General features: G+C 66.0%; 12 protein-coding genes. 7 read left to right on the forward strand and 5 right to left on the reverse strand.

The genetic code is table 11. From position 1 onward, the window contains the following. Nucleotides 1–178: 178 nt before the first annotated feature. Nucleotides 179–1,387 (reverse strand): MFS transporter, encoded by a 1,209-nt coding sequence (locus J6525_RS25365; RefSeq protein WP_092077265.1) that lies wholly within the window; start codon nt 1,385–1,387, stop codon nt 179–181. A 15-nt stretch (nt 1,388–1,402) separates the two neighbouring features. Beyond that, a complete protein-coding gene (gene kdsA / locus J6525_RS25370) occupies nt 1,403–2,260 on the reverse strand; it encodes a 3-deoxy-8-phosphooctulonate synthase (protein WP_092077268.1) in 858 nt (285 codons plus the stop codon). Nucleotides 2,261–2,425: 165 nt separating this feature from the next. On the opposite strand from kdsA, the gene J6525_RS25375 reads away from it, so the two are divergent. Beyond that, nucleotides 2,426–2,758: a PAAR domain-containing protein gene (locus J6525_RS25375; protein ID WP_092077271.1), complete on the forward strand. Its 333-nt coding sequence runs from the start codon at nt 2,426–2,428 to the stop codon at nt 2,756–2,758. 163 nt (nt 2,759–2,921) lie between these two features. On the opposite strand, the gene J6525_RS25380 is transcribed toward J6525_RS25375, so the two are convergent. Next, nucleotides 2,922–3,248 (reverse strand): NIPSNAP family protein, encoded by a 327-nt coding sequence (locus tag J6525_RS25380; protein WP_018271819.1) that lies wholly within the window; start codon nt 3,246–3,248, stop codon nt 2,922–2,924. Nucleotides 3,249–3,417: 169 nt separating this feature from the next. Here J6525_RS25380 and J6525_RS25385 point away from each other — a divergent pair, with 169 nt between their 5' ends. The 3 genes from J6525_RS25385 (at nt 3,418) to J6525_RS25395 (ending at nt 6,348) form a co-directional block, all read left to right on the forward strand. Beyond that, a complete protein-coding gene (locus J6525_RS25385) occupies nt 3,418–4,092 on the forward strand; it encodes a response regulator transcription factor (protein ID WP_225646733.1) in 675 nt (224 codons plus the stop codon). Beyond that, entirely contained in the window at nt 4,089–5,468 is a 1,380-nt protein-coding gene (locus J6525_RS25390) for a sensor histidine kinase (RefSeq protein ID WP_225646734.1), read from the forward strand. The genes J6525_RS25385 and J6525_RS25390 overlap by 4 nt, the downstream gene beginning before the upstream one ends. A gap of 217 nt (nt 5,469–5,685) precedes the next feature. Continuing rightward, nucleotides 5,686–6,348: a class I SAM-dependent methyltransferase gene (locus tag J6525_RS25395; protein WP_225646735.1), complete on the forward strand. Its 663-nt coding sequence runs from the start codon at nt 5,686–5,688 to the stop codon at nt 6,346–6,348. A 23-nt stretch (nt 6,349–6,371) separates the two neighbouring features. Here the strand turns inward: J6525_RS25395 and pyrG are convergent, their stop codons facing one another. Both pyrG and secG read right to left on the reverse strand, forming a co-directional pair. After that, complete coding sequence (gene pyrG / locus J6525_RS25400; protein WP_057016524.1) at nt 6,372–8,003, reverse strand: CTP synthase; 1,632 nt, start codon at nt 8,001–8,003, stop codon at nt 6,372–6,374. 167 nt (nt 8,004–8,170) lie between these two features. Further along, the gene (secG, locus tag J6525_RS25405) at nt 8,171–8,560 is read right to left on the reverse strand and encodes a preprotein translocase subunit SecG (RefSeq protein WP_028334048.1); all 390 of its coding nucleotides are present in this window, start codon (nt 8,558–8,560) and stop codon (nt 8,171–8,173) included. Nucleotides 8,561–8,763: 203 nt separating this feature from the next. Here secG and J6525_RS25410 point away from each other — a divergent pair, with 203 nt between their 5' ends. The 3 genes from J6525_RS25410 to J6525_RS25420 all read left to right on the forward strand — a co-directional run. After that, on the forward strand, nt 8,764–9,330 hold the full coding sequence (locus J6525_RS25410) for a helix-turn-helix domain-containing protein (protein WP_092077285.1): 567 nt from the start codon (nt 8,764–8,766) through the stop codon (nt 9,328–9,330). 3 nt (nt 9,331–9,333) lie between these two features. Continuing rightward, complete coding sequence (locus J6525_RS25415) at nt 9,334–9,864, forward strand: GNAT family N-acetyltransferase (RefSeq protein ID WP_092077288.1); 531 nt, start codon at nt 9,334–9,336, stop codon at nt 9,862–9,864. 264 nt (nt 9,865–10,128) lie between these two features. Continuing rightward, the coding region (locus J6525_RS25420; protein WP_225646143.1) for a transposase at nt 10,129–10,335 on the forward strand (207 nt) is incomplete at its 3' end.

The raw sequence follows: 10,335 nt of genomic DNA on the forward strand, positions 1-10,335 counted from the left end.
TCGGGACGTCCACGCTCTCACCTCAAATGGCGAGAGATAAGCAATCATCATGCCATCGCGCGTCCGCAGGCTGCGGCGATGTGCGTCATCCTGACGCTACACTCTTCTTCCCCTACGGTTCGCGTCGCCCCAGCGGTTAGAACCCGTGAAGTTATGTGTGTACATGACCTAAGGGTCGCTAAGGCTCCACGTCCGGCCGCGCCGCGGCATCCGCCGGCCGCGTCTGCTTCAGGAACCTCGCGCAGATGAAGCCGAGCACGACCATCACGGCGGCGGCCGAGACCAGCGTCGCGGTCTTGCCGGCATGTTGCAGGCCAAAACCATAGGCGATCGGGCCGACGGTCTGGCCCATGAAAAAGAAGAACGAGTGCAGCGACAGCGCGGTGGCGCGCGCCTCGACCGACAGCTCGCTGGCGAACACCTGCAGGCAGCCGTGGATCATGTAGAAGCCGAGGCCCATCACCAGGAGGCCCGCCATCTGCAGCTTCCAGTGCGGCCCGAAGGCGACCCCGACCAATTGAATCGCGACCAGCGTCGCGCCGACGACCATCATGCCCCTCACCCCGATCCACGGCAGCAGGCGCGACACCGTCAGCGTGTAGAGCAATCCGCCGATCGCAAAGCCCGCGATCACGATGCCGGCGATCGACAGCGAGGTCTCGCCGAGCTCGAACAGGAACGAGGCGATGAAGGGAAACAGCCCGAGCACGCAGCAGCCTTCGATGAAGACCGCCGAGTAACAGATGCGGGCGTTAGGATTGGTGAAGATGGTGCGGTAGCCGTGGCGAAGGGCCTTCAGGCTGGTGCGCGGCGGACGGTTGAGCGCGGCGCCGCGGAAGCCGGCCGCGACCGCCAATGCTACGATGATCACGAGGCCGCCGAGCACCGCGAGCACGCCGCGCCAGCCGAGGAAGTCGCCGATCAGGCCGGAGGCCGTGGCACCGAGCAGATTGCCGGTCATCGAGCCCGCGAGGGTTCGCCCGATCGCGAGCTGCCGCTTGTCCGGGCCGACCAGATCGCTGGTCAGCGACAGCGCCACCGGAAACACGCCGCCCGAGCCGATGCCGGCGAGGATGCGGGTCACGAACAGCATCGGGAACGAGGTCGAGAGCGCGCCGAGGATGTTGGCGACGCCGAGCAGCCCGAGGCAGATCGTCATCAGCCGCGCCTTGCCGAACAAATCGGCGGCGGCGCCGATCGCCGGCTGCACCGCGGCAAAGGTGAAGGCGAACACCGCGGCGAAGCTCGCAGCGGTCGCGATGCTGACGCCGAAATCATCGGCGACATGCGGCAGCACCGGATCGAGCGCGCGCACCGACAGGCTCGCCGCGAAGGTCGCCAGCGTGATCACGTTGAGGGCCGGCGGCATGCCGCTGGTTGCGGTCATGTCGTTGTCCGCCGGTCAGGCCGCCGTCTTCGCCAGCGCGTCGAACTGCATCAGCCGCTTGACGAGGCACTCGAAGTCACGGAGCGGCACCATGTTGGGGCCGTCCGACGGCGCGTGATCCGGATCGGGATGGGTCTCGATGAACACGCCGGCGACGCCGACTGCGACCGCGGCGCGCGCCAGCACCGGCACGAATTCACGCTCACCGCCCGACGAGGTGCCCTTGCCGCCCGGCTGCTGCACCGAATGGGTGGCGTCGAAGATGACAGGCGCGCCGGTGGTGCGCGACAAGATCGGCAGCGCGCGCATGTCCGAGACCAGCGTGTTGTAGCCGAACGACGCGCCGCGCTCGGTGACCAGCACATTGGCGTTGCCGGCGCCGGTGATCTTGCTGACCACATTGGCCATGTCCCACGGCGCCAGGAACTGGCCCTTCTTGACGTTGACGACCTTGCCGGTCGCGGCCGCGGCCAGCAAGAGATCGGTCTGCCGGCACAGGAAGGCCGGAATCTGCAGCACGTCGACTGCCTGCGCCACTTCGGCGCACTGGGTCGCCTCATGTACATCGGTGAGCACGGGCAGTCCGAGCGAAGCCCGGATCTCGGCGAAGATCGGCAGCGCCTGCGCCAATCCGATGCCGCGCGCCGCGGTCGCGCTGGTGCGGTTCGCCTTGTCGAACGAGGTCTTGTACACCAGACCGATCTTGAGCCGGGCCGCGATCTCCTTCAGCGCGGACGCCACTTCCAGCGCGTGCGCGCGGCTCTCGAGCTGGCAGGGACCGGCGATGATCGAAATCGGCAAGGCATTGCCGAACTTGGCCGGTCCGACGGCAACGATCGGCGCGGCGGCTTGCGCGGAAACCTGATTGGTCAAAATGCTGCATCCTTTTGCCGGCGACCATGCAGTCCCGCGCGGGACGGATCAAGCCATCCCGCACGATGAGGGGGTTGCGCTGACGCCGTGGGTGCGCCGTGCTAACACAATCCCGCCCAAACAGCGCCTATAAACTGGCGCGGAACAGATTCCCATGAGGAAGCCATGCGCATCCCGCTGATGATCGGAGCCGCCGCCCTGTCGGCGATGTCGGGCCTGGCCTATGGGCAGACCAACGGCCAGCCCGGGGTCGTCACCAGCGGCGCCACCGGCGTCACCGTCAATGGCAAACCGGCGGCCCGCAGCGGCGACACCACCAGCAATGGCGGCCCGCTCGTCGAGGGCGTGCCCAACGTCCTGATCAACGGCAAGCCGGCCGTGGTCATGGGCGATCGCACGCATTGCGGCGGCAAGACGACCTCCGGCAGCCACGGCGTCTTCATCAACGGCAAGCCGATGGTGGCCCAGGGCGATCAGACCTCCAGCTGCCCGCAATAGCGTCGCTGCAACTTTCCCTCCCCAAGGGACCGAGAAAAGATGCCTCCCCGTCATTGCGAGGAGCTCGCGACAAAATTGCGAAGCAATCCATCGCTCCGCATATGCAGTACCAATGGATTGCTTCGCTTCGCTTGCAATGACGGGAACATGGCCGCAGCGGGCGTCACTTGACCGACGAAAACGCCGTCGGCACCAGAAGCTGGTTGACGATGTTGAGGACGATCTGGCCGTCCTCCTCGGTCTTGGCGCGCGCGGTGATCCACTCCGGATCGGTCTGGAACGCGGTCCACTTCTTCTCGCGCTCGGCGAGCGATTCCCAGGCCAGCAGATAGGTCAGCTCCTGGTTGGATTCCCCGACCAGCGTCGTGAAGAAGCCGGCCTGCCTGATGCCGTGCTTGTCCCAGAGCTTCAGCGTGATGGTCTCGAAGCGCTTGAGCAGCGCCGGCAGCCGTCCCGGCAGGCAGCGATAGACGCGGGTCTCGTAGATCATTGGCGGTCCTCCCAGATTTGTGTGCGGGCGGTTATAGCCAGCGCCTTCCGGACTGTCTTGTGGGGGTGACAACATGGCACCCCTGCTCGCGACAGACGGCCATTTCCGCAATGTTGTTGCAATGTTACTTGCCCTAAAACCTGCCTTCAGGAGCTGGACCCACAAGGACATGCGGATACTGCTGGTTGAGGATGAGGCCGAAATGGCGGCGGCGCTGTCGCAGGCGCTGAAGAGCTACGACATGGTGGTCGACCACGTGCCGAACCTTGCCGAGGCCGAGGAAGCGATCTGCGCCGACGTGCATGGCGCGGTCCTGCTCGACCGCCAGCTTCCGGACGGCGACGGGCTCACGCTGATCCCGAAGCTGCGCGCCAAGGCCGACGGTGTCCCGATCATCGTGCTGACCGCGCGCGGCGACCTCACCGACCGCATCACCGGCCTCGACAGTGGCGCCGACGACTATCTGGCCAAGCCGTTCGCCGTCGAGGAGCTGCTGGCGCGGCTGCGCGCCGTGCTGCGCCGCCCTGCCGGGCTGCAGCTCGAGATCATCAGGGCCGGCCGGGTGGCGTTCGATTGCAGCCATCGGGAGGCCAGCGTCGACGGCCGTCCGCTCGACCTGCCGCGGCGCGAGCTGCTGGTGCTGGAGACGCTGTTGCGCCGCATGGGCCGCACCGTGCTGCGCGCGACGCTGGAGGAAGCGGTCTACAATTTCGAGGACGAGATCCAGTCCAACGCGCTCGACGCGCACGTCTCGCGGTTGCGCCGCAAACTCGCGGACGCCAACGCCGGCGTCGAGATCCACAGCATCCGCGGCGTCGGCTATCTCTTGAAGCAAACGTCATGAGCGAACAGGCTGAGCACTATTGCCTGCGCTCGCAACTGAGCTGGCGGCTGGTGACGCTCCAGGCGCTGCTGCTTGCCATGCTGATCGTTTGCCTGATCAGCGCGTTGTGTGCCACCGGCTTCCTGATCGTTCCGCGTGATGAGGATCATGTGATTTCCATCGTGCAAGGCGCGGTCGCGCGCGACGGCAAGGGCGAATTGATTTTGCGCCCGACGGCCGAACTGCAAAAGCTTCGTGAGGACACGCCCGACCTCTGGTTCCTGGTGCGCGACCGGCAAGGCCGTTCGCTGACGGAAGGCGCGGTGCCGCCGGAATTCGCCAGGATCGGCGGCGCGCTCGACCAGATCAGCCAGGCGCGGCTCGGCTGGCAGATGTTCGAGGATGATCCACGCAAGCCGCCGGCGCGGCTGAAGCGCGTCAATTCCGACGCCGGCCCCGTGCAGGTGCTCACAGCGACGCAAGGGCCAATGTCGAGCGTCAAGACCGCGCTCGCCACGACGCTGGCATTCCTCGCCATCGCCCTGCCCGGCCTTTTCCTGATGGCATGCGCCACCTTCATCGCGACGCCGATGGTGGTGAAGCGCGCCTTCGCCGGTCTCGATACCACCGCCGACGAAGCGCGCCGGATCGATTTCCGCCAGCGCGGCAGCCGGCTGTCGGCGGACCATCTGCCGCTCGAAGTGGCGCCGCTGGTCACCGCCATCAACGATGCACTGAAACGGCTCGACGACGGCTATTCCCGGCATCAGCGCTTCGTCGCCGACGCGGCCCATGAATTGCGCACGCCGATCGCGATCCTCAACACGCGGCTGGAGTCGCTGCCACCGGGCCCTGAGAAAACCCGTCTGCTCGAGGATTCGGCGCGGCTTGCGACATTGGCCGAGCAGCTGCTCGACATCCAGCGCTTCGACCAGTGCCGCAATCCGTTCGTCCGCGTCGATCTCGTCGCCGTCGCACGCAATGTCGCGGCCGACCTTGCGCCGCTTGCGATCGCGGCCGGCTATGAGCTGTCGCTCGATACCGCAACCGATCGGGTCGAGACCTTGGGCGACCGCGCCGCGCTGGAGCGCGCGCTCACCAATCTGGTGCAGAACGCCATCCAGCATGGCGGCCGCCGCGGCACCATCACCATCCATGTCGGCAGCGCCGCGACGATCGACGTATCGGATGAAGGCGACGGCATTCCACAGGACCAGCGCACTCGGATCTTCGATCCGTTCTATCGGCTCGCGCCGCTCGACCGCGGCGCCGGGCTCGGCCTCAACATGGTGCGCGAGATCGCAAGGCTGCACGGCGGTCATGTCTCCGTGCTCGACGGTCCGAAGGGCGGCGCGTGCTTCCGCCTCACCTTACCGCCGGCGCCCTTCGCGTCGTGATGCCAAAGCGTTTTCGAGCGAAGCCTGTCCCGCACTCGATGCGGGATGGGCACCGGTACGCGTGAGGGAAACGCGTCAAAGCCAGAGTCGAGAGCCCCGTTCCGATTCAATCGGAACGGGGCTCTCGCGCAATGTTGTCGCAATGCAGCTCCCGCAAACAAGGCATCACGCTCCGCATCTTGAGTCGAAGCGCCGCGACACTTTGCTGGGAATCCCAATGTCACATGATCTGCTGTCTTTCTTCACGGCGTGGATGGCGGCCCCGGGCCGCGTCGGCGCCATTGCGCCGTCGGGCGCTGCGCTCGCCGAACTGATCACGCGCGACATCAGCGCCGACACCGGCCCGGTGCTCGAGCTTGGACCGGGCACGGGCGCGTTCACCTATCAGCTGTTGAAGCGCGGCGTGCGCCAGCAGGATCTGACGCTGATCGAGTACGGCTCGGATTTCATGCGGCTGTTGCAGCTGCGCTTTCCCGGTGCGCGCGTGCTGTGGATGGACGCGGCGCGCCTCGCCTCGGAGCGACTCTATGAGGGCGCGCCGGTCGGCGCCGTCGTCAGCGGACTGCCGCTGCTCAACATGTCGCCGCGCAAGGTCATCTCGATCGTCGGCGGCGCGTTCAGCTATCTGCGTCCCGGCGGCGCGTTCTATCAATTCACCTACGGCATGCGCTGCCCGGTGCCGCGGCCAATCCTCGACCGGCTCGGCCTGCGCGCCACGCTGGTCGACCGCGCCATCCTCAACGTGCCGCCGGCCGCGGTCTACCGGCTGACGCGACGCCCGCAATACAAGCTGATGACGCGCGACGGCACGCCGGCGGCTGGTGCAAACGTTTCACCGATCAAGAAGGAACGCCGGGCCAGCGAGGACTGCGCCGTGTAACGGCGCAGCTGACGGCGGCTTGTTTAGACCAGCCGGCTCTGCTTCGCTGCGGCCTCGATGAACGACGCGAAGAGAGGATGCGGTTCAAAGGGCCGCGACTTCAGCTCGGGATGGAACTGGACGCCGATGAACCAGGGATGGTCCTCGTACTCCACGATCTCCGGCAGCACGCCGTCGGGCGACATGCCGGAGAAGCGCAGGCCGTGCTGCTCGAGGCGGTCCTTGTAGGCGGTGTTGACCTCGTAGCGATGGCGGTGCCGCTCGGAGATCTCGGTCGCGCCGCCATAGACCTGCGAGACGCGGCTGCCGCGGTTCAGCGCCGCCGGATAGGCCCCGAGCCGCATCGTGCCGCCGAGATCGCCGCTCTGCGAGCGCTTCTCGAGCTCGTTGCCGCGCAGCCATTCCGTCATCAGGCCGACCAGCGGCTCCTTGGTCGGGCCGAACTCGGTCGAGTTGGCGTCCTCGATGCCGACCAGATTGCGCGCCGCCTCGATCACCGCCATCTGCATGCCGAAGCAGATGCCGAAATACGGCACGTCACGCTCGCGCGCGAACTGCGCCGCGCGGATCTTGCCCTCGGCGCCGCGCTGGCCGAAGCCGCCGGGCACCAGGATGCCGTTGACGTGCTCGAGGAACGGCGCCGGATCCTCGTTCTCGAACACCTCGCTCTCGATCCAGTCGAGATTGACCTTCACCTTGTTGGCGATGCCGCCGTGCGACAGCGCCTCGATCAGCGATTTGTAGGCGTCCTTCATGCCGGTGTATTTGCCGACGATGGCGATCGTCACCGCGCCTTCCGGATTGCGGACGCGCTCGTTGATGACGTGCCAGCTCTGCAGCGCCGGCGGAATCTTCGCGGTGATGCCGAACGCGGCCAGCACCTCGTCGTCGAGGCCGGCGGCGTGATAGGCCTCCGGCACAGCGTAGATGTTGTCGACGTCGCGCGCCTCGATCACGGCGCTCTCGCGCACGTTGCAGAACAGGCCGAGCTTGCGCCGCTCCTCCTTGGGGATTTCGCGGTCGGTGCGGCACAGCAGGATGTCCGGCTGGATGCCGATCGAGCGCAGCTCCTTTACCGAGTGCTGCGTCGGTTTTGTCTTGAGTTCGCCGGCACTTGGAATGTACGGCAGAAGCGTCAGGTGAATGTAGACGGCATGATCGCGCGGCAGTTCGTTCTTGAGCTGACGGATCGCCTCGAAGAATGGCAGGCCCTCGATGTCGCCGACGGTGCCGCCGATCTCGACCAGCACGAAATCGAACTCGTCGTTACCCGACAGCACGAATTCCTTGATCGCATTGGTGACGTGCGGAACCACCTGGATAGTGGCGCCGAGATAATCGCCGCGGCGCTCCTTGGTGATGATGTCCTGGTAGATTCGCCCGGTCGTGATGTTGTCGGCCTTGGTGGCCGGACGACCGGTGAAACGCTCGTAATGGCCGAGATCGAGATCGGTCTCGGCGCCGTCGTCGGTCACGAACACTTCGCCGTGCTGATACGGCGACATCGTTCCAGGATCGAGGTTGAGATAGGGATCGAGCTTGCGAAGGCGGACTTTGTAGCCTCTGGCCTGCAGCAGAGCGCCGAGCGCCGCTGAAGCCAGACCCTTGCCGAGCGAGGAGACCACGCCGCCGGTGATGAATATGTACCGCGCCATGGGACTTTACCTTTAATCCGTCTCCGGCGATTCGCAAAACGAATCGGCTGTTCCCGGCAAACAATTCGCCGGGCTGTGGGTTGCATCAAACTGGAAGCGATTTCAGAGCATTGATGGGGGTTTCTGATGCAGGATGCCAGCGGGGCATCCTGCATGGCCACCCTGCTTTATTGCGACCGTGGCGCCTGCGGGCCGCTCGGGGCCTGCTGCCCCTGCTGCTCGTCGGCCTTCTTCAGCGAATCGAGGATGCCGCCCGAGGTCGGCGCGTTCATCGGCGTGCCGCCGGCCGGCTGCGTCTGCGCCGGCGCGCCGGTGCCGACGATCGAGCTCGGCTTGCGGTCGTAGCCTGCGTACCAGGACAGGAACAGGCTGGTGATGAAGAAGCCCACCGCGAGGATCGCCGTAGTCCGCGTCAGCAAATTGGCGGTGCCGCGGCTCGACATGAAGCCGGCGCCGCCGCCCATGCCAAGGCCACCGCCTTCGGATTTCTGCAACAGCACGGCGCCGATCATGACGGCGACAATCATGAGGTGGACAATGATAACGACAGTCTGCATCGCAAGCCTTCGTCACAAGCCGCCAAGCGGCCAGACAAACGGCGCTATCGGCTTTACGGTTTTCGTGAAGTCGCGCCCTGTTACACGATTGCACCGGGCATTGTCACCCCCGAGATAGTCGCACTGTCGACGATCACAAGCAGCGCCGATCGCGGCAAGGCCGGGCCTTGCCGGGAACCGGCGATTTCTACTATAATGGACATATGGATACTTTGGTAGACGATCTGAGCCAACGCCTGGCGCAGCGGATCAGGCTCGAGCGCGATGGCCGGGGCTGGTCGCTGGCCGATCTCGCCGAACGCGCCGGCGTCTCGAAGGCCACGATCAGCAAGATCGAGCGCGCCGAGGTCAGCCCCACCGCGGTCGTGCTGGTGCGCCTCGCCTCGGCTTTCGATCTCACCCTGGCCGGCCTGATGTTGCGCGCCGAAGGCCAGGGCGAACGGCTGTCGCGCGCCGCCGCGCAGCCGGTCTGGCGCGATCCGGAAACCGGCTATCTGCGCCGCCAGGTGTTCAGCCGTCCCGACCATCCGGTCGAACTGGTGCGGGTCGAGCTGCCGCCAAAGCAGACCGTGACCCTGCCCGCCTCCTCCTACGCGCATATCCGCCAACTGGTCTGGGTGCTCAGCGGCAGCCTCGTCATCACCGAAGGCGACGCACGCCATTTGCTCGCCGCCGGCGATTGCCTCGGATTCGGACCGCCGGCGGAGACGACCTTCGCCAACGAGACCAACGCCTCCTGCACCTATGTGGTCACCCTGGCCCGGAGCTGATGCATGCCGCAGTTTGCCATCAAGCCGCTCGAGGATGCGCCCGGGATTCGCAGCGCGCTCAGCGAGCTGCTGGTCGAGACCGTCGCCAGCGGCGGCTCGGTGAGCTTCATGCATCCGCTGTCGCCGGATGATGCCGATGCATTCTGGCAGGACTCGCTCGGCGCCGCCGCGCGTGGCGAGCGCATCGTGCTCGGCGCGTTCGATGGCGACAACTTGGTCGGCACCGTGACGCTACAATTGAAGCTCCCGCCCAACCAGCCGCATCGGGCGGAAATTGCAAAGATGATGACGCGCGTCGCCCACCGCCATCGCGGCGTCGCGACGGAATTGATGCGCGCCGCCGAGCAGCTTGCGATCACGCACGGCCGCACACTGCTGGTGCTCGACACTGCCGAAGAGGATGGCGCCGCGCCACTCTATGAAAGACTGGGATTTCAGCTCACCGGCATCATCCCCGACTACGCGCTGAAGCCGCATGGCGGCCTCACCGGGACGATGATCTACTGGAAGCGGATCGGCGCGGCGGCGGCCTGAATCCGTAGCCAAGCAGAGATGCCGATGGCAACTGTCTGCGCAACACTGCCAATCCCGTCACCCTGAGGAGCGCCAACGGGTCCGCGCAAAGCGCGGCCCGATGACAGGCTCCGCGCGTCTCGAAGGGTCGACGGCCACCAGCCGGGCCGTCGATCCTTCGAGACGGCCGCGTTGCGGCCTCCTCAGAGCCTGACTGAAAAATGGGTGAGTGATCTCAGTGGGGTGTGATTCCATCGGATTTGCAAAGATTCGAGGGAGAGCACGATGCCCTGGACCAAGATCACTCGGGAGCAATATCGGCGGGACGATCTGCGTTATGCAAGCGATATGACCGATGCGGAGTGGGCGCTGATCAGACGCCTGTTGCCGCGAGCGAACCGGCGCGGCCGGCCGCGTAAGACGGAGCTGCGTCGTGTGATCGAAGCGATCCTCTATATCGTTTCGACCGGCTGCCAGTGGCGGGCGTTGCCG

Source organism: Bradyrhizobium australafricanum (genome assembly GCF_020329495.1).
Lineage (GTDB): Bacteria > Pseudomonadota > Alphaproteobacteria > Rhizobiales > Xanthobacteraceae > Bradyrhizobium > Bradyrhizobium australafricanum.